Genomic DNA, 25,627 nt, shown 5'->3' with positions numbered 1-25,627 from the left:
GAAGCTCCGCTCTTGGGACGAATGCCGCGTTCCCTTCTCCCCTCGTGGGAGAAGGTGCCCGAAGGGCGGATGAGGGGGTGCTGAGCTACCCGCGATATTGAAGCATGGGAAGACGCAGCCCCCTCTCCCACGAGGGGAGAGGGGTAGGCCGGCTTTATGCGTCCAAAGTCAACGCTTCCCGGATTGAGGTGGCGTGGCGGGTTGTCATCAATGGCCGCCACGCGTAGAGCAGCGACAGATGATGGAGCCTGCCGATGTCGCGATCCAACCGCCTGCCTGCCCAATTGCCGCGCCTGCTCGTCGAGCGCGCCGTGGCTGCTGCGCTGGAGGAGGATCTGGGGCTGGCGGGGGATTTGACCAGCCAGGCGACGCTGACGCCCGAGGCGCGGGCGACGGCAAGCCTGTCGGCGCGGGAGCCGGGGGTGATCGCGGGACTGGAGCTGGCAGCGGCGGCGTTCCGACTGGTGGGCGATGGCGTGACATTTGAGGCCAAGGTGGCCGATGGCGACAGGATTGCGGCGGGGGGACTCGTGGCCACGGTGACCGGCCCTGCCCGGCTGGTCATGTCGGCCGAGCGGGTGGCGCTGAACTTCCTCAATCACCTGAGCGGCATCGCTACGTTGACGCGGGACTATGCGGATGCGGTGGCCGGCACAGGCGCGCAAATCTGCGATACGCGCAAGACCACGCCGGGCCTGCGGGCGTTCGAGAAATATGCGGTGCGCTGTGGCGGCGGGGCCAACCATCGCTATGCGCTAGATGACGCCATCCTGATCAAGGACAACCATATCGCCGTGGCCGGCAGCGTGACAGCGGCCTATCAGGCAGCCGAGGCCTTTGCCGGACATCTGGTGGCCATAGAAATCGAGGTCACCGATCTGGCGGAGCTGGAAGAGGCGCTGGCAGCGGGGGCGCGCGTGGTGCTGCTCGACAATATGAGCAACGAACTGCTGCGGCAGGCCGTAGCGATCAATGCGGGGCGGGCCAAGCTGGAAGCGTCGGGCGGGGTGAAGCTGGACCGGGTGCGCTCGATCGGCGAGACCGGGGTGGATTACATTTCGACGAGCCAGATCACGATGGCGGCCAAGCCGCTGGATTTGGGGCTCGATGTGGTGGTGGAGCGCTGAAATGGCCGCCACCATGCAGGCGTCAACCGACCAGGACCTGACCGCGCTGGCGCTCGATGCCGCCATCGCGGCGGCGCGCGTCATCCTCGATGTTTATGCGCGACCCATCGCCGCAGTGGCCAAGGCCGATGGTTCGCCGGTGACCGAAGCCGATGCGGCGGCGGAGGCGGTGATCCTCGAGTATCTCAAGCCGACCGGCATTCCGGTGCTCGGAGAAGAAAGCGTTGCGGCCGGGATCATTCCGGTGCTGGGCGATCGCTACTTCGTGGTCGACCCGCTGGATGGGACCAAGGAGTTCATCAAGCGCAATGGCGAGTTCACCGTGAATATCGCGCTGGTGGAACATGGCGTGCCCATATTGGGCGTGGTGCTGGCGCCGGTGACGGGCGAGACCTTCATCGGCGACGCGACAGGCGCCTGGTTCTGCGACACGCTGGGCGGAACGGCCAAGGAAAAACATTTGATTTCCGTGGCTTCGGCGACGCGGCTGCGTATCGTGGCGAGCCGCTCGCATGGCCATGCGGCGCTGGCTTCGCTCTGCGAGACGCTGGATGTGGAGGCCGATGTGTCGGTCGGTTCGTCGCTGAAATTCTGCCTGCTGGCGCGCGGCGATGCCCAGCTCTACCCGCGATTTACCCCCACTTCGGAGTGGGACACGGCGGCCGGACAGGCGGTGCTGGAGGCGGCAGGGGGCGCGGTCGTGACGCTGGACGGCCGGCGCATGCGCTATGGCAAGGGCGACCTCGGCTTCCTCAATCCGTATTTCGTGGCGGCATCAAGTACCGAACTGGCGCAGCGGGCGGCTGCGGAAATGGCACGATTGCTGGCCTGACAGGCAAGCCATGCAACCTGATCTTAACTGCTCTGCCCGATCTGTGGGGGCTGTCAACTTGCGCGATTCACGCCGAACCTATACAGGACCGGCATATATCGGCCCGGCATATGGCCCGGCGGAGTCAGCGCATGAACGTCAGAACCCTTTGTCTATCGATCCTCTACGAGGGCGAAGCGACCGGATATGAAATCCGGCGGCTTTGCGTCGAAGGCGAATGCTCGTACTTCATCGAAGCGAGCTTCGGCTCGATCTACCCTGCCCTCGCCAAGCTCGAGGACGAGGGCCTGGTCATCAGCCGGACCGAACAGCAGACCGGCAAGCCGGCCAAGAAGGTCTATTCCATCACCGAAGCAGGCCGGCTGGCCTTTGCCGAGGAACTGGCGGGCCCGCTTGGTGACGACGTTTTCCGCAGCCCGTTCCTGCTGTTTGCCCGCTTCGCGCATATCCTGCCGCGCGAATTGGTGGAAACAAGGGCCAACGAATTCCTGCAACGGACCATAGAGGGTCACAGCAAGCTGGAGGAAGCGTTCGCCGAACGCACCAGCAATGCGGGTGACACATGGGTCATCAATTACGGTCGTGCGATGATGGAGGTTGCCGAACGGCACATGCGCTCCCATATGCACGAACTGATCACTTTGGCGCGAGCCGAGCCGAAAAAAGACGCGGCTGAGTAAAGGGGCGAATTCTCTATGCGTGCACTGCTTTCCTATGGCGTAGCCTTGCTGATCCTGCTCGGGATCGGCGGCTGGCTGGCAACGGGTACACTGGTTGTCGGCGGTCAAGGCCCCGGCAACGGCGAAAAGCCGATCATCTCGGTCATCGAAGGCCAGGAAGACGGGCCGCTTCACACCACGCTGGCCGAGGCCGGCGTTCTCGCCGAGCACCCGCATCCCGCCACCGATCCGCACCTGACCGTTGCCCAGCGCAACGAGGCGGAAAGCGGCGCATCGTCACCCCGGCCGACCGTACAGACGGTGACTTATGTGGCACAGCCGATGAAGATCGATGTGCCGCTGCGTGGCCGCACGCAGGCCAAGGCCACCGTCGGGGCCGTGGCGGAAACCGCCGGCATCGTCGACGTGGTGCATGTGACCAAGGGCCAGGCGGTGGAAGCGGGCGACCTGCTCTGCACGCTCGACCAGGGCACGCGCGCTGCCGCCGTGGCGCAGGCCCGTGCCGGCCTGGCCCAGGCCGAAGCCGGCCTGCAGCAGGCCCAGGCCAATTTCGACACCAATGCGGAACTGCGGGCCAAGGGCCTGGCGGCGCCGAACACCGCGCGCGACCTCGAGGTTGCGCTGAGCGGCGCCAAGGCAGCTTTGTCATCGTCCCAGGCCGGACTCGATAATGCCGAGGCCGAACTGGCCCGCACCGAAATCAAGGCCAAGGTCGCCGGCGTCGTGCAGGATCCCCTGGCGACCGCGGGAGCCTTGCTTGGCCAGGGCCAGCCCTGCGCCACCATCGTCCAGCTCAACCCGATGCTCTTCCTCGGCCAGGTGCCGGAGGCGCGTATCGGGCTCGCCAAGCTCGGCCTCGACGCCGTCATCACCACCGTCCCCGGCGCCAAGGTGAACGGCAAGGTGACGTTCATTTCCGCAGTTGCGGACAATGCGACGCGCTCCTTCCCGGTCGAGATCGAATTCGCCAACGAAGACCTGTCGATCCGCGACGGCGTGACCGCCGAAGCCACCGTGACCTTGGGCACAGCTCCGGGCCACCTGTTGCCGCAGTCCGTGCTGACACTGGACGATGAAGGCACGCTGGGTGTCCGCACGGTCGAGAATGGCGTTGTGGCCTTCCATGCGATCACCATCGTCAGCGATACCCGCGAGGGCGTTTGGGTCACCGGCCTGCCGCTCAGCGCCGACGTCATCACTGTCGGACAGGAAAACGTCACCGCCGGCCAGGCCGTGGATGCCACGGCAGCCGAAGCTCCCACCGCTAGCGAAGAAAGCGTCTGATCATGGTCGACTTCATCGTCAAAATCCTCAGGATGCCACGCGTCGTCCTGACGGTCATGGTCATCATGCTGGGCGCGGGCATTTCGGCCTATGTGTCACTGCCCAAGGAAAGCTTCCCGGCGATCGACGTGCCGTATCTCTACGTCTCCATCAGCCAGACCGGCGTCTCCCCGCGAGACGCCGAGAACCTTTTGGCCAAGCCGGCCGAGGAAGAGCTGGCGAGCCTGCCGGGCTTGCAGAATATCAGTTCGACCTCGACCACCGGCCATGCCTCGGTGTTCCTCGAATTCGACATCAATACCGACAAGGACCAGGCACTGTCGGACACGCGGGCCCGCATGGACGCGCTCAAGTCCAAGCTGCCCGACGATGCCAATGATCCCGTCGTCTCCGAGATCGACCTCGTCGGCATGCCGATCATTTCGGTGGCCGTCTATGGCAGCGCGCCCGAAAAGGAACTGGTGCGCCGCGCCGAGGACCTGCAGGACGCGCTCGAAGGCATTGCCGAAGTGCGCGAAGCCGTGCTTTCGGGTGCCCGCGACGAAATTCTCGAAGTGCGGATCGACCTGCTACGGCTCGAGGCCTATGGGCTGACGGCCAACCAGCTCTTCGACGCGCTCAGCAAGAACAACATGGTGGTGGCGGGCGGTACGCTCAATACCGGCCAGGGCTCGTTCAATATCGAAGTCCCGGGCCTGATCACCAACGCGCAGGACGTGTTCGAGCTGCCGCTCAAGACTGACGGCAATACCGTGGTGACCTTTGGCGATGTGGCGACCATCACGCGGACGCTGGCCGACGCCACCGACTATACGACGGTGAACGGTTCGCCGGCGCTGATCATGGGCGTCAGCAAGAAGCTGGGCACCAACATCATCGATGTGTCCGACAAGGTGCGGGCGACGACTGAAACCGTGGCCAAGGACTGGCCGGCGGGCGTGCATTACAGCTTCTTCCTCGACCAGGCCGAAACCACGACCTCGCTGTTCCGTTCGCTGGAAGCGGCGGTGTTGACCGCCGTGGCTTTGGTGCTCATTACCTGCGTGGCGACGCTGGGCATCCGGCCGGCGATCATGATCGGCATGTCCATCCCGCTGTCGTTCATGATGGCGTTCCTGGTGGCTCAGACGCTGGGCATGACCATCAACATGATGGTGATGTTCGGACTGGTGATCGCCGTGGGCGTGCTCGTCGACGACCCAGTGGTGGTGGTCGAATATGCCGAGCGAAAGCTGCAGGAGGGGGTTTCCAAGAAGGAAGCCTTCATCCTGGCGGTGCGCAAGATGTTCGTGCCCGTGGTGGGCGCTACGGCCACGACGCTGGGCGCCTTCGTGCCGTTGCTGTTCTGGCCGGGCATTATCGGCAAGTTCATGAGCTATCTGCCGATGATCGTCATCATCGTCATGGTCGCCTCGCTGATCTCGGCGCTGATCTTCATGCCGGTCATCGGCGCGGTCATCGCCTCGACGCATGTGGACCCCAAGGCCAAGGAAGCCGCAGACACGGTGATGTATGCGGACAAGTTCGACTCCAAGAAGGTCAAGGGCCTGACCGGCATCTATGTGCGGACGCTGGAGCACCTGCTGCACTGGCCGCTGCCGACGCTGGCCGTGGGCTTTGCCATCATTATCGGCATCTTCGCCACCTACGCCACCAATCCGACCGGAACGGAGGCCTTCCCGGCCTCCGAGCCCGAATTCGCCACGGTGGCCGTGGTGGGCCGCGGCAATTACTCGCCGGAAGAAATTCGCGACATGATGAGCGATATCGGCGACCAGATCATGCAGGTTCACGGCATCCAGGACGTGATCATGCAGTTCGGCTCGACCGGGGCGTTCGGTACGACACCACCCGATACGATCGGCAATTTCCAGCTCCAGCTCGTCAACTACAACAATCGCGTCAAGGCCGCGGAAATCTTCGCCGATATCCGCGAGCGGGTGAAAGGCTTTGCGGGCCTGGATATCCAGGTGCTGGCGGCCGAGAATGGCCCGCCGGCCGGCAAGGACATCAACCTGCGCGTCGAAAGCACGAACTATGACGACCTCGTGCCGGTCGTGTCCGCGATCCGCGAGCATATCGAAGCCATGCCGAATACGGTGGACGTCGAAGATGGCCGTCCCTCCCCCGGCATCGACTGGCAGATCACCATCGACCGCAACGAAGCCGGCAAGTACGGCATCGGGGTACGCGAGCTGGCGCCTTATGTGCAGCTCGTGACGTCGGGCGTGAACCTGGGCACCTATCGCGATGCAGAGACCGGCAAGGAACTCGACATCAAGGTGCGCCTGCCCGAAGACGAACGCACGTTCGATGCCCTGGACTCGATGCGGATTGCCACGGCGCAGGGCATGATCCCGGTCAGCAATTTCATCACCCGGACGGCGGTGCCCAAGGTTGCCAACATCTCGCGGCGCAACCAGGTGTACCAGATGCCGGTTGCGGCGGGCCTGGCCGACCTGCCCGAAGGCGTCTATGCCGCCGACAGGGTGGAGGAGTTGAAGGCGTGGATCGACGAGCAGCCGTTCCCGGACACGGTGACGGTGGCCTATGGCGGTGCCGAGGAGCAGATGGGCGACGCCAATGCGTTCATCATCCAGGCGTTCGGCATGGCGATGTTCCTGATCTTCTTCATCCTGCTGCTGGAGTACAACAGCTTCTACCAGGTGATGGTGACCCTCTCGACGGTCATCATGTCGGTGGCGGGCGTGTTGCTGGGCATGCTGGCAACGGGGATGAGCTTCTCGGCCATCATGACGGGCCTTGGCATCGTGGCGCTGGCGGGCATCGTGGTGAAGAACGGCATCGTGCTGATCGACACCTACAATGACTATAACCGGCACCAGCATGTCGAGCCGGTCAAGGCGATGCTGCTGACCGCCGCGCAGCGTGTGCGGCCGGTGCTGCTGACGGCGTTCCTGACGGCTTTGGGCGTGATCCCGATGTGGGCGAATATCGAGTTCGATTTCATCCGCCGCGAGATCGTGATCGGCGGCCTTGCGGGGTCGTGGTTCATCCACCTTTCGGCAGCGCTGGTTTCGGGCCTGTTCTTCTCGACGGCCCTGACGCTGGTCATGGTGCCCGTGATGATCACCGCGCCGAGCGTGATGTGGAGCCAGATCAAGTGGCTTGGTCATCAGTTCGCCCGGCTGGGCCGGTTCGTCACCGGCCGCGGCCGGACGGCGCAGGCGGTGCCGGCGGGCTTCGACGGCATGGCCGTGGAAATCCCCGACGATGCCGACAGCACCAAGCGCTACATCGTCAGCAAGGATGCCGGGCTGGTGGAAAAGGAACAGAACGGCGTGACCGTGGTCAGCCGGCCCGAAGCTGCCGAATAGGCTGGTTTGGAGCAAGACGAGAGGCCCGCAGCGATGCGGGCCTTTCTGTTTGTGCGGTGCAGTTTTTCAGGTCAGTCTCCTTGGAGGAGGCCACCATGCGGACCATCAGTGTCGAAACCATCAAGGCAGAGTTCGACGACGTCATCGCATCGTTGGAGGACAACCCGCTCCGCGTTCAGAAGGACGGGCGAGACGTTGCGATCATTCTGTCGCCCGACCTCTATGATTTTCTGCTTACGGCCCCGCCGGCGAGCGTAAACCCGGTTATCGCGGCGCTGTTCAAGCGAAGGGTGGTGGAACGCGGTCAGGTCTATCGAGCATTAGCGAAATACGAGGCAGAGCATCCGGAGTCCGAAGAGGACTAGAACCGCGTCGAGCGGTTGAAGCGCCAGTAGCCTCATGGTGAGCTTGTCGAACCACGAGGCGCAGCACAATAAGCTCCACTCGCTCGACCTCGTGGTTCGACAGGCTCACCATGAGGTCTCCGGGGATCAGCGCCCCAGCCCTATTCGGCGGCGGGGACGCCGCGTTTGACGAAGCCGTCGGGGTCGTTGGCGGTGCGCAGGAGTTGTTCTTCGGCCTCGGTGGCTTCGCGCTGGCGGTTCCACATCTGGGCGTAGAGGCCGTCATGGGCCAGGAGCGCGGCGTGGTTGCCGCGTTCGGCGACGATGCCGTCGCGCAGGACGAGGATTTCGTCGGCATTGACCACGGTGGAGAGCCGGTGGGCGATGACGACGGTGGTGCGGTTGCGGGAGACGACATCGAGGGCCGACTGGATGTCGCGCTCGGTCTTGGTGTCGAGCGCCGAGGTGGCCTCGTCGAGGATCAGGATGGACGGCGCCTTGAGGATGGTGCGGGCGATGGCGACGCGCTGCTTTTCACCGCCCGACAGCTTGAGCCCGCGTTCGCCGACCGGAGTTTCGTAGCCCTTGGGCAGGGTTTCGATGAAGGGGCCGACCTGGGCCATGGCGGCGGCACCACGCACATCCTCGGCGCTGGCGCCGGGGCGGCCATATTCGATATTGTAGCCGATGGTGTCGTTGAACAGCACCGTATCCTGCGGGACCATGCCGATGGAGGAGCGCAGGCTTTCCTGCGTCACATCGCGCAGGTCCTGCCCGTCGATGGTGATGGAGCCGCCACTGACGTCGTAGAAGCGATAGAGCAGCCGCGAAATGGTGGACTTTCCGGCGCCGGTGGGGCCGACGATGGCCACGGTCTTGCCGGCAGGCACCTCGAAGCTGACGCCCTTGAGGATGGGGCGCTCGGGATCGTAGTGGAAAGTGACGTCGTCGAAGCGGATGACCGGGCCTGATATGGCGAGGGGCTTCGCGTCGGGCCTGTCCTGGACCTCGGGCTCCTGGTCGAGCAGCTTGAACATTTCCTCGATGTCGGTGAGGCCCTGGCGCAGTTCGCGATAGACGAAGCCGATGAAATTGAGCGGCCGGTAGATCTGCATCAGGAAGGTGTTGAGCAGGACGAAATCGCCCAGCGTCAGCGTCTGGTTCATGACGCCGAGAATGGCCATGATGGCGATGATGAGAAAGCCGGTGTAGAAAATGACGGCCTGGCCGAAATTGAGAAAGCCCAGTGAAGTCCAGATGCGGATGGCGGAGCGCTCATAGCCGGCCATGGACTGGTCGTAGCGCTCGGCCTCCATCTTCTCGTTGGCGAAGTACTTCACCGTCTCATAATTGAGCAGGCTGTCGATGGCCTTGCCATTGGCGTCGGTATCGGAATTGTTCATGTCGCGGCGGATGGAAATCCGCCAGTTCGACGCCTTGATGGTGAAGTAGAGATAGGCCCAGATCATCACCACCAGCACGCCGAGATAGGTGATGCCGAACATCCAGACGAAGATAACGGCGGTGACGATGAATTCGACAATGGTCGGGGCGATGTTGAGCATGGCGAAACGCACGATGGTTTCGATGCCCTTGGTGCCGCGCTCGATGACGCGGCTGAGCCCGCCGGTGCGGCGCGCCAAATGGAAGCGCAGCGACAGGCGATGGAGATGGTGGAAGGTCTGCAAGGCCAGCTTGCGCACGGCATGCTGGCCGACGCTGGCGAACAGCACGTCACGCAGTTGCTGGAAACCGGCATCCATGATGTTGCCCAGCACGTAGGCGATAACCAATACGATAGGCACGGCGAGACCGAGGACCAGCGCACCATTGGGGGCCGATCCATCGAGGCTGTCGATAATGCCCTTATAGGCAAAGGGAATGAGCGTGGTGGCGACCTTGCTCAGCAGCAGCGCGCCGATGGCCAGTATGACGCGCAGGCGCAAATCCGGGCGGTTGGCGGGCCACATATAGGCCCAGAGGTTGCGAACTGTAGAGAACAGCGATCCCTCGTCCGCGCTGACGGACGGCTTTGGTTCGGCGGTGTCGGACGACATCAGGCGGGTTCCGCTTCCAGTTTGGATGGAGCGGGACTAAAGCCCGCGATCATGCCGGAATAGGCCACACCCAGGGCGGACAGCCGGTCATGCTGGACAATGTAGCAATTGCGCGTACCGCGCGGCTTGCGCTCGATCAGGCCGGCATCGAGCAGCACCTTGATATGCTGGCTGACCGTGGACTGGGCCAGGGTCAGTTCATCGGTGACGTCGGCACAGCAGCATTCGCCGCGCTCCTGCCGGGCCAGGATGCGCAGGATGTTGAGGCGCACAGGGTGGCCCATCGCTCGCATGATGTTGGCAATATCGTCGTCGTGCATGGCCTGATCTTGGTTGATCGTCATTTGACGATAAAATGGGGTCTGGCGCGGAAATAATCAATGGCCCGCCGGAGGGCGGGCCATTTTGTGCGCAGATTAATGTCTTGCCGCGCTTGCGAACAGCATACTGCGCGCCTGCTAGTTGGGCAGATCGAACACCTGGCCGGGATAGATGCGATCGGGGTCGCGGATCTGGCCGGCATTGGCGTCGTAGATCGTGGTGTATTTTATGCCTTCGCCATAGACGCGGCGGGCGATGGTCCAGAGATTGTCGCCGCGGCGGATGATGGCTTTGCCGGAGGCGAAGCGCTCGGCATCGGGGCCGCCCACCGCCACCGCGACCAGGGTCGGCACGGCCGGTTCGGGGGCGGCCGGCGCTGGTTCTGCCGGGGTCGCAACGGGCTCGGGGGCCGGAGCAGGCTCGGCCTGCGCAGTGACGACGGGCGCGGGCTCGGTCGTTGCGGGCTGGACAGTTGGAGCAGGCTCCACTGCGGGCTCGGCAGGCTGGGTTGGTGCCGCGACGGGAGCCGGTTCGGCGGGCAATGCTGCCGGGGTCGGTTCGACTGAAGGTTCCGGCGACGCGGGCTCCGCGGACGTGGCCTCGGCGATGGCGGTCGGTGCCTGGGTGGCGGGCAATTCAACCACGAAATCGACCTCGGCGCGGGCGGCGACCGTGGCCGTGCCCGGCTGGAGCATGTCAATACGGACGCGCTGTTCCGGCTGCGTCAGAACTTTGCCGGCCTCCACCAGCCAACGCCCATCCGCCACCGTGGCGTCGGCGATGAACTCGTCCTCGACATAGAGGCGCATGGTGGCGCCTTCCGGACCAGCGCCGGCGAAGAAGGTGCGGTCGCCCTCGATCTCGATGGCATCGATGGTGGTCGGCACAGCGGCAACGGCAACCGGGGCCTCGGGCGCAGGCGCCGGAGGCTCGGCTGTCGGCACGGCAGCAGGCGTTTCAGCGGCCGGTGCGGCTGGCACAATGGCTGGCTCGACGGCGGCGGCTGTTGGCTCCGTAGCGGGCGCAGCCGGCTCAGGGGCCGGAGCCGGTTCGGTGGGTTGCTCAGGAGCAGGTTCGTCCGCGGCCGGTTCTGCGGCGGGCACGGGTTCGGGGGCCGGCGCGGGCTCAGTGGTCGGCTCAGGCTCGGTAGCCGGCGCCGCCGGCGGTTCGGCGGCGGGCACGGGCGCCGCCGGGGCGGGCGTCGTTTCAGGTGCGGCCGGCGGTGTTGCGGCGGGCACAGCCGGCTCGGTCGTAGCGGGCGCAGCCGGCAGTTCGGCCGCGGGGGCCGGAGCGGCTTCGGCAACCGGCGCCGGTGTCGGGATGGCGGCAGGCGCCGGGACTGCGGCAGGCGGCGCGACCGGATCGACGGCGGCAAGCTGGGTGGTGGTTTCTGCGCCGGGGCGATCAAGACCCTGCAACACTTCGCTGATGGAACCAGGCGTGCTGGCGACGACCAGGGGCTCACTGGTCTTGTCGTCGTTGATGACGACCACGAAGGACTGGGCGGCGCGACCGGTCTTGCCGACTTCGGCCAGGGTGATCTCGGTGCCGCCGGGGGCGATCGGCGCATCGGGGACGAGCACCCAGTCGCCGCTCGATTCCACTGTGGCCTTGCCCAGCAGGGATTCGCCCGAATAGACCTCGATCTCGCTGCCCGGCGTGCCGCTGCCGGCGATGACGACGGAGCCATCGGGCTCGGCGCGGAGCAGGCCGAAGGTGGCGGCGATCAGATCATCAGGGACTTCGGGGGCCGGTGTCACATCGAGGGCGGGCTCGGCGATGGCGGGCTCAACCACAGCGGCCTGTTCGGGCGCGGGCGCTTCAGCCTCGGCAGTGGCGGCGGGCGCCGGAGCGGGCAGGATGCCGGCATCGGTCATCTTGCCGCGCAGGCAGACGCCCATGCCATCTTCGGAATTGAAGCAGGTGACGACGGACGGACCCGCCAGCACACCGATGATGACTGCGAGGGTAACCGCCGCCGCCCCGATTGTGAGCGCAAGAGGTTTTTTCGGAGCGGTTTCGGCCAGTTTGTCCTCCAGGACGATTGTGGCAGTCGTCCCGCGGACGGACTACCCGGTTAAGCCACTTTCTCTGTCGTCCCCTGCGCCGCTTCGGTTTTCAACAGCTTGTAGGTGATCGATTCATACAGAGCTTCAAAGGAGGCATCAATGATGTTGGGCGAAACGCCGATGGTGAACCAGCGCTCGCCGGTGTCATCGCGGCTTTCGACCAGTACACGGGTGACCGCGCCCGTGCCGCCGTCGAGGATACGCACCTTGAAGTCGACCAGTTCGAGATCCTCGATGCGGCTCGAATATTTGCCCAAATCCTTGCGCATGGCCAGATCCAGGGCGTTTACGGGGCCGTTGCCCTCGGCGACCGACATCAGCAATTCGCCCTCGACACGGATTTTCACCACCGCTTCGGTGACCGTGATCTCCTCGCCCTGGGCGTTGTGGCGGCGCTCGACGCTGGCGCGATAGTTCTCGACCTGGAAATATTCGGGCAGCGTGCCGAGCACTTCGTGGGCGAGAATGGCGAAGGACGCGTCGGCGCCGTCATAGGAATAGCCACGCGATTCGCGGTCCTTGACGGTGGCGAGGAGCTTTTCGAGGCGCCGGTCATCCTTGGCCAGTTCGATGCCGTAGCGGGCCAAGGCGGTCAGCAGGTTGGACTTGCCGGCCTGCTGGCTGACCATGATGGAGCGCTCGTTGCCGACGCTTTCGGGTGGGACATGTTCGTAGGTCGAAAAATCCTTGAGCAAAGCCGAGGCGTGGATGCCGGCCTTGGTGGCGAAGGCCGAGGCGCCGACATAAGGCGCCTGCCGCGCCGGGGCGCGATTGAGCCGGTCGTCGAAGGCGCGCGACAGCTGCGTCAGGCGTGTGAGGCGCGTGGCGTCGATGCCGGTTTCGAACCTGTCGGCATAATACGGCTTCAAAACCAGGGTGGGGATAAGTGTGACGAGATTGGCATTGCCGCAGCGCTCGCCGATGCCGTTCAGGGTGCCCTGGATGTGGCGGACGCCCGCATCCACGGCCGCCAGCGTGTTGGCGACGGCCTGGCCGGTATCGTCATGGGCGTGAATTCCCAACCGCGACCCCGGCGCTATGGTTAGCACACTGTTAACAATAGCGGTCACCTCGGAGGGCATGGTGCCGCCATTTGTGTCGCACAGAACCACCCAGCGGGCGCCGGCATCGAGGGCCGCCTTGACACAGGACAGGGCGTATTCGGGATTGGCCTTGAAGCCATCGAAGAAGTGCTCGCAATCGATCAGCGCTTCCTTGCCCGAGGCGACGGCGGCGGCGACGGTATCGTGGAGATTTTCGAGATTTTCCTCCAAGGTGATTTCGAGCGCGACCTTGACCTGATGGTCCCAGCTCTTGGCGACGAAGCAGGTGGCGTCGGCCTGCGAATTGAGCAGTCCCTGCACGCCCGGATCGTTGGCGGCGGAGCGCCCTGCCCGCTTGGTCATGCCGAAGGCGGTGAATTTGGCCTTGCCCGTGCGCTTGGTCTCGAAGAATTCGGTATCGACCGGGTTGGCGCCGGGATAGCCGCCTTCGACATAGTCGACGCCCAGATCATCGAGCAGGCGGGCGATGGAAATCTTGTCCTCGAGCGAGAACTCGATGCCGGCCGTCTGCGCGCCATCGCGCAGGGTGGTGTCGAACAGGTAGAGGCGGTCTTTGGACATGGTCTTACTCGGACTTCGGCGGCCAGACGGTCGTGTCGTGGTCGGGATGCTGGTGATTGGTGGATTTGATGGCCGAGGCCCAGTCTTCCTGGCCGGTCTCGGTCTCGCCGCCGTTTTCGATCGATGTCAGGGTGGTGAACCAGGGCACCTGCCCCTCCTGCCCGGTATTGGCATGGGGCGGGAACAGCTCGGGGTGATCGAGCGAGCCGATGGTGAAATTGACCCGGTTGCCCTCGGTATTGTCATAAAAGAGCGGCGTGCCGCAGTCGCGGCAATAACCACGGTCGACATGTTCGGAACTGCGGAAACGCGCCGGGGTACCGCGTGTCCAGGTGATGGCCTCGCGCGGGGCGGCGACCAGGGCGGCGAAGATGTTGCCCACGGACTTCTGGCACATGCGGCAGTGGCAGATATGGGCGTTATCGAACATTTCGGTGGCGTGGTAGCGCACGGCGCCGCATTGGCAGCCGCCGCTGACCTCCATGGCATAGCGGTGCATCATTGGGTCTCCGATGTATGAAGGGCGGTCCAGATGGCTTCGAGGATGTCGTCGGGACGGGTGAAGATGTGGTCGTTGCGGAGACGGAGGAGGCGGAAGCCACGACGGGCTAATTCGGCGTCTCGAACGATGTCGCGCTGGCTTTCGATGTGCTGGCTGCCATCTGCCTCCACGATCAGCTTGGAGGCGTAGCAGGCGAAGTCGGCAATATAGGGTCCGATAGGGACCTGACGGCGGAACTTGTGATTGACGAAGCGGCGGTCGCGAAGGAGCAACCAGAGTTTGCTTTCGGCCTCGGTGGGCTGGCGCCGCATGGACTTGGCAAGTTTCTGCAATCGCGGACTGGGGCGCTCCTTGGCCCCCTCATCCGCCCTTCGGGCACCTTCTCCCACGAGGGGAGAAGGGGATCCGGTGGGTGGGCAGGATGGTGCCACAGGAGTGGAGTCACCCTTCTCCCCTTGTGGGAGAAGGTGGCTCGGCGCAGCCGAGACGGATGAGGGGGATGCGGAGTTCACCGCTTCATCTCCCACTTCGTTGCGCGCTGGCCCTGCTCGTCCTTGTAGTCCATCAAGGAGATGCCCTGCTCGGACAGCTCATTGCGGATGGCGTCGGCTTTGGCGAAATCCTTGTTGTTGAGGGCTTCGAGGCGGGCGGCGATGGCGGTGGCGATGTGGGGCGGCTCCTGCCAGCCGTCTTCGGAGGTGAGGAGGCTGTCGAGGCCGAAGCCGAGGAAGCGGAGCGTGGCGGCGAGGCAGTGCTTGGCATTGCCCTCGTCGCGATTGGCTTTCTTGGCGATGAAGTCCAGAGCCACCGAGGCGCGGTGGAAGTTGAGGTCGTCGGCCAGTTCGGCGACGACGGAGGCGTCGGGGGCGTCGTCCTCGCTGAGTTCGGCGCCGCGGGCGGCGCGTTGCCAGTCGGCGAGCTTGGCTTCGGCCTCTTCGAGGCGGCGGACCGAGAAATCGATGGGCTCGCGGTAATGCGTCATCAGCATGGCGAGGCGCAATACGTCGCCGATCCAGGCGCGGCCGCCCATGGCGCCGGTTTCCAGCAGGTCGTTGATGGTGACGAAATTGCCCAGGCTCTTGCTCATCTTCTGGCCTTCGACCTGCAGGAAGCCGTTGTGCATCCAGACATTGGCCATGGCATGTGTGCCGTGGGCGCAGCGGGACTGGGCGATCTCGTTTTCGTGGTGCGGGAAGATGAGGTCGAGCCCGCCGCCATGGATATCGAAGGTCTGGCCGAGATAGCGCTCGGACATGGCCGAGCATTCGATGTGCCAGCCGGGGCGGCCGCGGCCCCAGGGGCTGTCCCAGCCGGGCTCGTTATCGGCGGACTGCTTCCAGAGCACGAAATCGGCGGGGTTCTTCTTATGGGCTTCGACGGCGATGCGGGCGCCAGCCAGATTGTCCTCGAGATTGCGGCCGGAAAGCAGGCCGTAGTCGGGCATGGACTTGACGTCGAACAGGACTTCGCCAGCGGCGTTATAGGCGTGGTTGCGCTGGATCAGGCTGCCGATCAGCGCCTGCATTTCGGCGATATTGTCGGTGGCGCGGGGCTGGATAGTTGGGTCGAGCGCGCCGAGGGCCTTGGCATCAGAGAGGAACTGCGCCTCGGTCTTTTCCGTCACCTGGCGAATGGCGTCGTTGAGCGGCAGGTCGGGGAAATCGCGCAAAGCGCGGGCGTTGATCTTGTCGTCGACGTCGGTGATGTTGCGGACATAGGTGACGTGGGTGGCGCCATAGACATGGCGGAGCAGGCGGAATAGCAGGTCGAAGACGATGACCGGGCGGGCATTGCCGATATGGGCGAAGTCATAGACCGTGGGGCCGCAGACATACATGCGCACATTGGCGGCATCGAGGGGCGTGAAGGGCGCCTTGGTGCGGGTGAGCGTGTTGTAGAGCGTGAGCTGCGGCGTGGTCATATGGTCCGTCCCTGGCCATGCGGATTTGCGCTGGCGGACGGGTGCTCATCGATGAATTGAGGATGAAGAAGACCGCGCCGCCAACCGTTGGTTAGCAGGTAATAATGCGGCGGTTAATCAGAATGATGCCGATCTTCATGGCGCGGAGATTGACCGGAGCGCGGGCGGAAAGCAAGCCGAAAAGAAAAAGGGGCGGTCCCGGTGGACCGCCCAATCGCTTTGGAGGCGATTAGTTCCAGGAGGGAAGGCCCCCCTCACCCGGCGCTGCGCGCCGACCCCGGATCAAATCCGGGGCAGGCTCTCTCCCCCAAAGGAGAGGTGAAGAAAGGTCAGCTCCTGAATTGCTGGTGGCATTGACCGCAGGTGCCGCCGAGGGCGCGCAGGGCGGTGGCGTATGCTGTGGCGTCGCCGGCTTCGGCAGCGGCGATGGCTTCGCCCGCCGCAGTCTTGCCGGTTTCGATTATGGCGTTGAAGGCGTCCCAGTTTTCCCAGATGGCGGGCAGAGCCTCGCTATCGCCGACGATGGAGCCTTCGGGGAAGAGCGCCGGGATGTGGGTGTAGTTCGTGAGGACGGTGTTGACGGCAGCGGCGGCCTCGGCGCCGGAAAGACCGTTCAGCGTGCGCATCAGGCCACCATCCTCACGCATCAGGGCCTTGCGCATGGTCACGGCCTCTTCGGGTGTGGCGGGCGGCACGAAGGCGTCCTGCGCCATGACGGCAACGGCGCCCAGAGCCAGAAGGCCAGCGATGGCCATGGCAGAAATATGCTTGATCGACATGAGTGCACCCTCATTGAGATGGGTGGCAAGGTGGCATGACTGTGTGACGGGCCCAACCGTTGCACGGAAATGTTATCAGCGATTGCAAGGTGTTAGGGGAGGATCGCGCCCTCCCCTGGGGCCGCAGATGCTTCACTCGGCTCCCTCCCCCTTGAGGGAGGGATCAAGGGGGTGGGGTGGTGAATTCTATGTCGAATGAAGCCTCGACACCCAGCCTTGCCAAGGCCCCGTGGGCCTGGCGCCGCTACCCTCCCCTCAAGGGGGAGGGAGGGCAGGAGCCGGGGTATCGCGCTCAAAATGGACACACCCAGGTCAAGAGGGAACGAGCAGTGGTAAAGCCCCCTCACCCCGCGCTGCGCGCCGCCCCCGAAGGGAGGGGTGAAGAGACCAGTTCCACTGACTGCACCATGTCGCCGAAGGGTGTGGTGCCGTCGGGGGAGAGGGCGCCGATGCGGACCACGTCGCCGGGCTTGAGGAAGGGGGTGCGGGCGCGGCCGTATTTGAGCTTTTCGACGGTGCGGGCCTCGGCGATGCAGCCGAAGCCGATGCCGTCGCGCTTGATGGGCAGGGTTTCATCGTGCCTGACGGACACGGTGCCGCCGCCGATGATGGTGCCGGCAGCCAGATTGCGGGTGCGGGCGGCCTCGACGATGAGGTCGGCGAAATCGAAGTGCATGTCGGTGCCGGCATTGGGCTGGCCGTAGAGATTGCCGTTGACCTCGATGCGCACGGGCAGATGCAGGCGGTTGTCGCGCCAGGCAGCGCCGAGGCTTGCGGGCGTGGCCACGATGGGGGCGAAGCTGGTGGAGGGCTTGGCGTGGAAGAAGCCGAAGCCGTTCTGCAGGTCGTCGGCCACCAGACGGCGCAGGGAAATGTCGTTGCAGACGGTGACGAGGCGGATGGCGGCCGATGCCTGGGCCCTGGTGGCGCCCATGGGGACGGCGCCGATGATGACCGCCACCTCGGCTTCGAAATCGAGGGCGAGATCGGCGTCGGTGATGACGATGGGCGCGCTGGGGGCGAGCAGCGAATCGGAGCCGCCCTGATAGAGCAAAGGGCGGGTCGATTGCAGTTCCTCGTCCTTGCTGCCTTTGAGGCTGCGGACGCGTTCGAGATGGCTGAGATAGCCCGAGCCGTCGATCCACTGATAGGCGCGCGGCAGGGGCGCCAGGGCCTGGGCGGGATCGAATACCTGGCCGGCTATGGCGCCGGCATCGAGCTGGGCGGCAAGGGCCGAAAGGGCCGGCGCGTGGGCGTCCCAGTCATCGAGCGCGGCCTGCAAAGTGGGCGCGATGCGGGTGGCGGAAACGAAGCGGGCACGGTCGGCGGAGAGCACGACGAGCTGGCCATCGGGGCGGTTATTTCTGAGCGTGGCTAGCTTCATCGAGGTGCAATCTCGCAAACGTGTGGCCTTGCGGCGCTACCGCGACGCAGCAGTGCCAGTATAATGTTGCCAACCGTCCTAGCGTTGTCTTAAGGCCGGGGGAAGCGGCGCGCGGCGCGTCGGCGAGAGGATAGACCGAGCTTGGGCAGGAATGGCGTGCGCGCCCTGATAGTGACGGCGCTGGCGGCGATCTGCGTGCTGCTGGATGTCAATGTGGCCTATGCGCAGGCGGCGCAGTGCTTCCAGCTCGAAGCGGCGCTGCGGCAGTTCGACGGCAATTCGGCCTACCAGCAGATGGGCGGCAATTCGCAGGCGGCGCAGCAAGCCCAGCGCGACGTGCAGGCGATGGAAAGCCGCTATGTGCGCGATGGATGCAACGACGCGGCCAAGGCGGGCATACCGCTGACCCAGCAATGCCGGCAGATCGGGCGCGAAGTGCTGCGGCTGCGCGAGGTTTCAGCCGATGTGGCCCGGCAGGTGGATACCGCCAATGCCATCGGCGCCCAGCGCGAAGCGATCCTGCAGGAAATGGCGCGTTTCGGCTGCGGCGGCGACCAGGGGTCGAGCGCTACATTCACCACCGAGCGGCAGTCGGTGTTCGATCGCATTTTCGGGACCACGTCGGAAGGCGACTTCACCGACGGCCAGATGATCGATGGCGGGGATTACTGGGGCTATCAGGGCTATCAGACGGTGCGTACGGTCTGCGTGCGGCTGAGCGACGGCTATTTCTGGCCGATCAGCTATTCGACCCTGCCCGACTTTGTCGGCAATGACGCGATGACCTGCCAGCAAAGCTGTCCGACGACGGCGGTGGACCTCTATTTCTACGACAATCCGGGCCAGGAGCCCGAGCAGATGCGCAACCAGTATGGCGAGCCCTATACCGCGCTGCCGACGGCGTTCCGCTATCGCGATGAACTCGACACCAGCCCGAGCGCCAGTTGCAAGGTGGCGCCGCAATCGGACGGCACGCTGACCGTGGCGACGCGGGCCGACGGCTCAAGCCGGACGATGATCGAGGTAGAGGGGGTGACCTTCCCGCTGCCGCTGCGCGACCCGCGCGGCGTGGCGCCGGTGCAGGCGCCCATCGAGGCGCCGCTGGAGACGGCAACGCTGGTGGATGTGCCCCTGCCCCGCCCGCGGCCGGCTGGTCCGGGCGAAACGCCGGTGACGCGGCCGGTTCAGGCGGCGGCGGAAACGGAATTGCGGCTGGTGCAGTTCGGCGATAAGATCGTCAGGGTAGTCGGTCCAGACACGCCTTACGCCCAACCAACGGGAGCAGGGACTTAAGCTCGGGACCATCGTGACGCCCGGTGAGCGCGAGGCGCAGCGGCAGGAACAGGGCCTTGCCCTTGCGGCCGGTGGTGGCTTTGAGGGCGTCGGTCCACTGGCTCCAGGTGGTTTCGTCCCACGGCTCCGGCGGCAGCATGGCCTTGGCGAGGGCGAGGAAATCGCGGTCTTCGTCAGCGATGATGGGCGCGATGGGGCCGGTGACGAGTTTTGCCCATTCGGCGATGTCATCGAATTTGCGCAGATTGTCGCGTAGCAGAAGCCACATGGCTTCGCCTTCGAGACCGAGCGCGGAGAGGCGCGGGGCGGCCCCTTCATAGGGCAGAGTGTGCAGCAGGCGGGCGTTGAGGCTGTCCAGCTCGGCGGGATCGAAGCGGGCGGCACCATGCGAGATCATGGAGAAATCGAGCCGGTTGGCGATTTCGTCGAGGGTTTCGTAGGTCTCGATGGGCAGGCTGGTGCCGTTGAGGCTGGCCATGATCGCTATGGCCATGGGCTCGTAGCCGGCGTCGCGGAAATCGCTGATGGACTGGGAGCCCAGGCGCTTGGAGAAGCCCTGCCCTTCCGCGTCCGTCAGCAGGTTGTGGTGGCCGAAGGTGGGGACGGCGCCGCCGAGGGCTTCGAAAATCTCGATCTGGGTGCCGGTATTGGAGACGTGGTCCTCGCCGCGGATGACATGGGTGATGCCCAGGTCGATATCATCGACCACCGAGGGGAGCGTGTAGAGGTAGGAACCGTCTTCGCGCAGCAGGACCGGGTCGGACATGGAGGCGGTGTTGACGGTCTGCGGCCCCTTGATGAGGTCGTCGAACTGGACCGGGCGGCCGTCGAGGCGGAAGCGCCAATGGGGCTTGCGGCCTTCGGCTTCGAGGCGGGCACGATCTTCGGCGGTGAGGCTGAGGGCGGCGCGATCGTAGATCGGCGGCTTGTTGAGGAGGCGGGCGCGGGCGCGCTTGCGGTCGAGTTCGTCCTCGGTTTCGTAGCAGGGGTAGAGGCGACCCATGGCGATCAGGCGGTCGCGGACGGCGTCATAAAGCTCGGTGCGGTCGGACTGGCGGACCAGGAGGTCGGGCGTGATGCCGAGCCAGGCGAGATCGAGTTCGATGCCATCGGCGAAGGCGCGAGTGGAGCGGGCGTGGTCGGTATCGTCCATGCGCAGGATGTATGTGCCGCCGTGGCGGCGGGCGTAGAACCAGTTGAGCAAAGCCGGGCGGGCATTGCCGAGATGGATGCGGCCGGTGGGGGACGGCGCCCAGCGAACAACAGTCATCCGATCACCCGATCCTTATAGCCATTGGTGATGGGGTAGCGGCGGCCGAGGCCGAAGGCTTTCACCGTGAGCTTGGGGCCCGGTGCGGCCTGGCGGCGCTTGTATTCGGCGATGTTGAGCAGGCGCTCGACGCGTTCCACCAACGGCTGATCAAAGCCCTGGGCGACGATTTCGGCGATGGAAAGTTCGTCTTCGACGAGACCGGTAAGGATGGCGTCGAGCACCGGATAGGGCGGCAGGCTATCCTGATCGGTCTGGTCGGGGCGCAGTTCGGCACTGGGCGCCTTGGCGATGATGGCCTTGGGGATGACCTCGCCGGAAGGGCCGAGGCAATCGCCGGGCACGTGGCTGTTGCGCCAGGCGGCCAGGCGATAGACCTCCATCTTGAACATGTCCTTGAGCGGATTGTAGCCGCCATTCATGTCGCCATAGATGGTGGCGTAGCCGACGCCCATTTCGGACTTGTTGCCGGTGGTGAGCAGCATGGAGCCGAGCTTGTTGGAGACGGCCATGAGCACAACGCCGCGCATGCGGGACTGGATGTTTTCCTCAGCCAGGTCGGCGGGGCGGTTGTCGAAGATGGGGGACAGCTCGGCCAGCGCGTCATCGACCGGATTGCCGATGGAGACGATGTCGTAGCGCACGCCGAGCCGGGTGGCGCAATCCTTTGCGTCCTTGAGGCTGGCTTCGGACGTGTAGCGGTAGGGCAGCATGATGGCGTGGACGTTCTCGTGGCCGAAGGCGTCAACGGCCATGGCGGCGACCACGGCGCTGTCTATGCCGCCGGACAGGCCGAGCACGACTTGGCTGAAGCCGTTCTTGTGGACGTAGTCGCGCAAGCCGAGCACGCAGGCGAGCCAGGGGGCTTCGTCGGTGGTGGTGAGTTCGGTGACTTCACCGCTGGCGCAGGTCCAGCCCTTGTCGCCGCGCACCCAATCCGAGACGATGAAATCACTCTCGAAGGACTTGCCCTGGAAAACCAGCTTGTTGCCCGGCTCCATGCCGAAGGAGGCGCCGTCGAAGACCAGTTCGTCCTGGCCGCCGACCTGGTTGAGATAGAGCATGGGCACATCGTCTTCCGCCACGCGGGCGCGGACGAGATCCTTGCGGACATGCTGCTTGTTCGTCCAGTAGGGCGAACCGTTGGGGCAGAGCATGATTTCGGCGCCGCGCATGGCGAGGTGTTCGCAGACGGAGGGGTGCCAGATATCTTCGCAGATGGGGATGCCGATGGACACGCCCTTGATGGTCACCGGATCGGCCAGCGGGCCGGCAGTGAAATAGCGCTTTTCGTAGAAGACGTCGGAATTGGGCAGCTCGCGCTTGAGGCGGGTGGCGATGATATTGCCGTTTTCGGCGACGAGGACGGCATTGTGCAGGCCGGTCTTTTCGAGCCAGACGGTGGGGAGGACGAGGACGACATCGGTGCCCGCGGTATCGGCCACGAGATCGCGCGCCGCCTGCATGGCGTCGGCGACGAATTTCGGCTTGAACAGCAGATCGTCCGGGAAATAGCCGGTGAGGAACAGTTCGGAGAGCAGCAGGATATCAGCCTTGGCGGCGACGGCATCGGCGAGCGCGGTGCGGGCCAGGGCCAGATTGCCTGATATATCGCCAACCTTGGGATTGAGCTGGGCGAGCGCAATGCGGAGGTGGTCTGTCACGGGGCTGGCCTAATGGTGGTGGGCGGAACTACGCGCCTGCCAATAGCATCGGGATGGGCGATGGGCCATAGGGGTCAGGCGCGGGGGTGTGTTTGGAATTGAGAGTTGTCGTGGTCGTCACCCTCTCCCCTTGCGGGAGAGGGATCAAGAGTGGGGGTGTTTGACCTCGACATTGGGGCCAACCGCCACCCCCTCCCAACCTCCCCCGTCGAGGGGGAGGTGCCGCCCGGTGGCTGGGGCGGCATTGTGGGCAGCTAGAACTTGCCGGTGAGTTCGGCGCGGAGGCCGTAGCGGAAGAGGGAGGCGTAGGTGGAGGGCAAGGTCATCTCGGCCTGTGTAACGGGGCCGACTCCGGGGACCGCTGCGGTGCCGTTGAATACAGCGTCCAAATTGCCTTCGAGATACCAGGCGCGTCCGCCGATACGCAGCGCCAGATTTTCGGTGGGATGGAAACCTGCCATGGCTTCAAGCATGACGCCCTGCCCGCGGCCGCTCAGCGTGGTCTGGGCATTTTCGTAGATGGTGAAGGGAACGCCGGGGAAATTGAAGCCACCGGGGGCGCTGCCGCCAAGGGCACCAGTTACGTGAGCGTAGGGAATCCAGGCCGCTTCGGCTTGAATATCGAACATGTCGAATTCGGCGGTTCCCTTGACGCCAAGGCGCAGGGCATGAATGTCGAAATCGTCGCGGGCCTCGCCCATTGCGGTCGGCGCGCCGGTCACGGGATCGAAGGCGGCGGCGTATTGCCCGGTGCCGATGTCCGGCGCGTCCTTCCAGTATTGATAGCCAACCAGGCCGCCCACGGCGAAACCATCGGTCATGGTACCGAAGGGAAGCCAGCCGAAATCAGCGCCAGCATAGCCGATGCGTGAACTCGTGCCGATATTGCCGGCGGCCGCCGGGGAAATGTCGTAGGTGCCGGTGGTGTGGAAGCCGAGGCCAGCGCGGGCGGCCACATAGGTCTGGGTCGAGAGATCTTCGATCTTGCCGTGCAGTTCGCCAATATGCGTCTGGTCGCGGACGTTGAGATCGATGGCACCGGCACCGGGAGCATTGAAGCCGGCATTCTGGCCGCCCCAGGAATACCAATAGGCGGCACCGAACTCGAAGCGGATGGAGTCGTCGGGCTGTTCCCAAGTGTCGGGATAGGCCGGGCGCAGCTCGGGGTATGGCTCGAAATAGTCGGCGGCCAGAACGGGGGCCGCCAGGCAGAGCGCCAGCATGGCCACGGCGCCTTGAAGAGAGCGCTTCATCGTATCCTCCGGGATCGGTCCCCTCTTGGGGTGTCCCGCGTTTATCAAGCATTAGGGTTAAGTTTCCGCTAAGCGGGCTGAGGCCGGCAAAGGAAGCCGGACACGACAAGGCTCCGCCCGACAGGTCGCGCGGAGCCTCGCAGGCGGTTTCGATGCGCAGCTTGATTATTCGCCGGCGGCCAGACGCTGGCGCGGCGGCTTCTGGGCATGGACTTCCTCGGCGACGAGGAAGGCCAGTTCGAGGGCCTGGCTGGCATTGAGGCGGGGGTCGCAATAGGTGTTGTAGCGGTCCGACAGGGAGGCTTCGGTGACCGCCGAAACGCCGCCGACGCATTCGGTGACGTCGTCGCCGGTCATCTCGATATGGACGCCGCCGGCATAGGTGCCCATGTCGCGGTGGATTTCGAAGAAGGACTTCACTTCGCTGAGGACGCGGTCGAAGGGACGAGTCTTGTAGCCGGTGGAGGCCTTGATGGTGTTGCCGTGCATGGGATCGGAGCACCAGACGACGGTGCGGCCGGCCTTCTGCACGGTTTCGATATGGCGCGACAGGTGATCGGCGATCTTGTCGGAGCCGTAGCGGCTGATGAGCGTGATGCGGCCGGCTTCGTCGGTGGGATTGAGGCGGTCGAGCAGGCGCAGCAGGTCGTCGCTGGAGAGCGAGGGGCCGCATTTGATGCCGATGGGATTGCGGATGCCGGCGAAATATTCGACATGGGCCGCATCGGGCTGGCGGGTGCGGTCGCCGATCCACAGCATATGGCCGGAGGTGGCGTACCAGTCATTGGTGATAGAGTCGCGGCGGGTCAGGGCTTCCTCATAGCCGAGCAGCAGGGCTTCATGGCTGGTGAAGAAGCTGGTCTGGCGGAGGGCGGGCGTATTGTCGGGGTTGAGGCCGAGGGCACCCATGAAGGTGATGGCGTCATCGATCTTGCGGGCGACTTCCTCGTAGCGCGGATACCAGTTGGAGCCCTTCATGAAACCCACGGTCCATTCGTGGATGCGGGTCAGTTCGGCATAGCCGCCCATGGAGAAGGCGCGCAGCAGGTTGAGCGTGGCGGCGGACTGGCGATAGGCCTGCAGCATGCGATCGGGATCGGGCACGCGGGACTTTTCGGTGAAGCCGATGTCGTTGATGATGTCGCCGCGATAGGAGGGCAGTTCCACCCCATCGATGGTTTCGGTATCGGCGGAGCGCGGCTTGGCGAACTGGCCGGCGACGCGGCCGACCTTGACCACGGGCTTGGATGCGCCGTGGGTCAGCACCACCGCCATCTGCAGGAAGACGCGGAAAAAGTCGCGGATGTGATCGGCGCCGTGTTCGGCAAAGCTCTCGGCGCAATCGCCGCCCTGCAGCAGGAAGGCCTCGCCATTGGCGACGGCGGCGAGGCGGGCCTTGAGGTCGCGGGCTTCGCCGGCAAAGACCAGCGGCGGGAAGGTGCCCAACTGGCGCTCGGCTTCAGCCAGAGCGGCGGGATCGGGATAGGCCGGCACCTGGGAGATGGGCTTGGCGCGCCAGCTATCGGGGGTCCAGGTGGTCATGTTTCGGTCTCGCTCACGCCGGGTTTACTGCTGGATGGCGGAATACCAAGGCTGGGGATGGGGGACAAGGGTATTCGGGGTGGCAATTGGTTGGAGGGCAACCTTGCGGGAGATGGCAAGTACGCTGCCGCCCCCATCCACCGTGTCATCCCGGCCTTGAGCCGGGATCCATTCTGAGATGGATGGGCATGTCAGGTGGACGGACGATCCACCTTGCGGCTGCGGCGCGATCTCGGGATGGGTCCCTGTGTTGTTTGATTGTGTCATGATTGACGCGGGCGGGAGACCGTTGGGTCCCAGGTTGTGAGACCGCGAGCCGGCACGGGTCCCCGCCCGCTCTTG

Annotated in this window: 20 protein-coding genes; 7 read left to right on the top strand and 13 right to left on the bottom strand. The window is 64.8% G+C overall.

Annotated features, from left to right (window positions below):
• The first annotated feature begins 254 nt into the window (after positions 1-254).
• From nadC to ASD80_RS03290, 6 genes are all read left to right on the top strand, one after another.
• A complete protein-coding gene (gene nadC / locus ASD80_RS03315; RefSeq protein WP_056228953.1) occupies positions 255-1,127 on the top strand; it encodes a carboxylating nicotinate-nucleotide diphosphorylase in 873 nt (290 codons plus the stop codon).
• Between the two features lies 1 nt (position 1,128).
• Positions 1,129-1,959: a 3'(2'),5'-bisphosphate nucleotidase CysQ gene (gene cysQ / locus ASD80_RS03310; protein ID WP_244488929.1), complete on the top strand. Its 831-nt coding sequence runs from the start codon at positions 1,129-1,131 to the stop codon at positions 1,957-1,959.
• 131 nt (positions 1,960-2,090) lie between these two features.
• The gene (locus tag ASD80_RS03305) at positions 2,091-2,639 is read left to right on the top strand and encodes a PadR family transcriptional regulator (protein ID WP_056228950.1); all 549 of its coding nucleotides are present in this window, start codon (positions 2,091-2,093) and stop codon (positions 2,637-2,639) included.
• 15 nt (positions 2,640-2,654) lie between these two features.
• Positions 2,655-3,923, top strand: coding sequence for an efflux RND transporter periplasmic adaptor subunit (locus tag ASD80_RS03300; RefSeq protein WP_056228949.1), 1,269 nt, complete (start codon positions 2,655-2,657; stop codon positions 3,921-3,923).
• Positions 3,924-3,925: 2 nt separating this feature from the next.
• Positions 3,926-7,261, top strand: a complete 3,336-nt coding sequence (locus tag ASD80_RS03295; RefSeq protein ID WP_056228945.1) for an efflux RND transporter permease subunit — start codon at positions 3,926-3,928, stop codon at positions 7,259-7,261.
• A gap of 95 nt (positions 7,262-7,356) precedes the next feature.
• Positions 7,357-7,626, top strand: a complete 270-nt coding sequence (locus tag ASD80_RS03290) for a type II toxin-antitoxin system Phd/YefM family antitoxin (protein ID WP_156460308.1) — start codon at positions 7,357-7,359, stop codon at positions 7,624-7,626.
• A 140-nt stretch (positions 7,627-7,766) separates the two neighbouring features.
• On the opposite strand, the gene ASD80_RS03285 is transcribed toward ASD80_RS03290, so the two are convergent.
• From ASD80_RS03285 to ASD80_RS03245, 9 genes are all read right to left on the bottom strand, one after another.
• On the bottom strand, positions 7,767-9,662 hold the full coding sequence (locus ASD80_RS03285; RefSeq protein WP_056228941.1) for an ABCB family ABC transporter ATP-binding protein/permease: 1,896 nt from the start codon (positions 9,660-9,662) through the stop codon (positions 7,767-7,769).
• Complete coding sequence (locus ASD80_RS03280; RefSeq protein ID WP_244488928.1) at positions 9,662-9,982, bottom strand: ArsR/SmtB family transcription factor; 321 nt, start codon at positions 9,980-9,982, stop codon at positions 9,662-9,664. Before ASD80_RS03280 ends, ASD80_RS03285 begins: the two co-directional genes overlap by 1 nt.
• A gap of 138 nt (positions 9,983-10,120) precedes the next feature.
• Positions 10,121-11,932 (bottom strand): LysM peptidoglycan-binding domain-containing protein, encoded by a 1,812-nt coding sequence (locus tag ASD80_RS03275; protein WP_056228934.1) that lies wholly within the window; start codon positions 11,930-11,932, stop codon positions 10,121-10,123.
• Positions 11,933-12,060: 128 nt separating this feature from the next.
• Positions 12,061-13,677, bottom strand: coding sequence for a citramalate synthase (gene cimA / locus ASD80_RS03270; protein ID WP_056228932.1), 1,617 nt, complete (start codon positions 13,675-13,677; stop codon positions 12,061-12,063).
• A gap of 4 nt (positions 13,678-13,681) precedes the next feature.
• Positions 13,682-14,176 carry a GFA family protein gene (locus ASD80_RS03265; RefSeq protein ID WP_056229144.1) on the bottom strand — a complete coding sequence of 165 codons (495 nt, stop codon included), beginning with the start codon at positions 14,174-14,176 and terminating at the stop codon, positions 13,682-13,684.
• A complete protein-coding gene (locus ASD80_RS03260; RefSeq protein ID WP_244488927.1) occupies positions 14,176-14,511 on the bottom strand; it encodes an endonuclease domain-containing protein in 336 nt (111 codons plus the stop codon). The genes ASD80_RS03265 and ASD80_RS03260 overlap by 1 nt, the downstream gene beginning before the upstream one ends.
• 176 nt (positions 14,512-14,687) lie before the next feature.
• Entirely contained in the window at positions 14,688-16,100 is a 1,413-nt protein-coding gene (gene cysS / locus ASD80_RS03255; protein WP_056228925.1) for a cysteine--tRNA ligase, read from the bottom strand.
• Between the two features lie 329 nt (positions 16,101-16,429).
• Complete coding sequence (locus ASD80_RS03250) at positions 16,430-16,879, bottom strand: c-type cytochrome (protein WP_056228923.1); 450 nt, start codon at positions 16,877-16,879, stop codon at positions 16,430-16,432.
• A 343-nt stretch (positions 16,880-17,222) separates the two neighbouring features.
• A complete protein-coding gene (locus tag ASD80_RS03245; protein ID WP_056228920.1) occupies positions 17,223-18,263 on the bottom strand; it encodes a fumarylacetoacetate hydrolase family protein in 1,041 nt (346 codons plus the stop codon).
• Between the two features lie 156 nt (positions 18,264-18,419).
• Between ASD80_RS03245 and ASD80_RS03240 the strand changes: the two genes are divergently transcribed.
• Complete coding sequence (locus ASD80_RS03240; protein WP_056228918.1) at positions 18,420-19,556, top strand: DUF2865 domain-containing protein; 1,137 nt, start codon at positions 18,420-18,422, stop codon at positions 19,554-19,556.
• Here the strand turns inward: ASD80_RS03240 and gltX are convergent.
• From gltX to ASD80_RS03220, 4 genes are all read right to left on the bottom strand, one after another.
• Positions 19,501-20,826, bottom strand: a complete 1,326-nt coding sequence (gene gltX, locus ASD80_RS03235; RefSeq protein WP_056228915.1) for a glutamate--tRNA ligase — start codon at positions 20,824-20,826, stop codon at positions 19,501-19,503. The two genes, ASD80_RS03240 and gltX, sit on opposite strands and share 56 nt — an antisense overlap.
• A complete protein-coding gene (locus ASD80_RS03230) occupies positions 20,823-22,490 on the bottom strand; it encodes an NAD+ synthase (protein WP_056228912.1) in 1,668 nt (555 codons plus the stop codon). Before ASD80_RS03230 ends, gltX begins: the two co-directional genes overlap by 4 nt.
• Before the next feature lie 254 nt (positions 22,491-22,744).
• A complete protein-coding gene (locus tag ASD80_RS03225) occupies positions 22,745-23,743 on the bottom strand; it encodes a hypothetical protein (protein WP_156460307.1) in 999 nt (332 codons plus the stop codon).
• A 165-nt stretch (positions 23,744-23,908) separates the two neighbouring features.
• Positions 23,909-25,285, bottom strand: coding sequence for a class II 3-deoxy-7-phosphoheptulonate synthase (locus ASD80_RS03220; protein WP_056228906.1), 1,377 nt, complete (start codon positions 25,283-25,285; stop codon positions 23,909-23,911).
• Positions 25,286-25,627: the final 342 nt, after the last annotated feature.

The organism is Devosia sp. Root635 (assembly GCF_001427605.1).
Taxonomy (GTDB): Bacteria; Pseudomonadota; Alphaproteobacteria; order Rhizobiales; family Devosiaceae; genus Devosia.
This window is presented reverse-complemented; position numbering and strand designations above follow the sequence as displayed.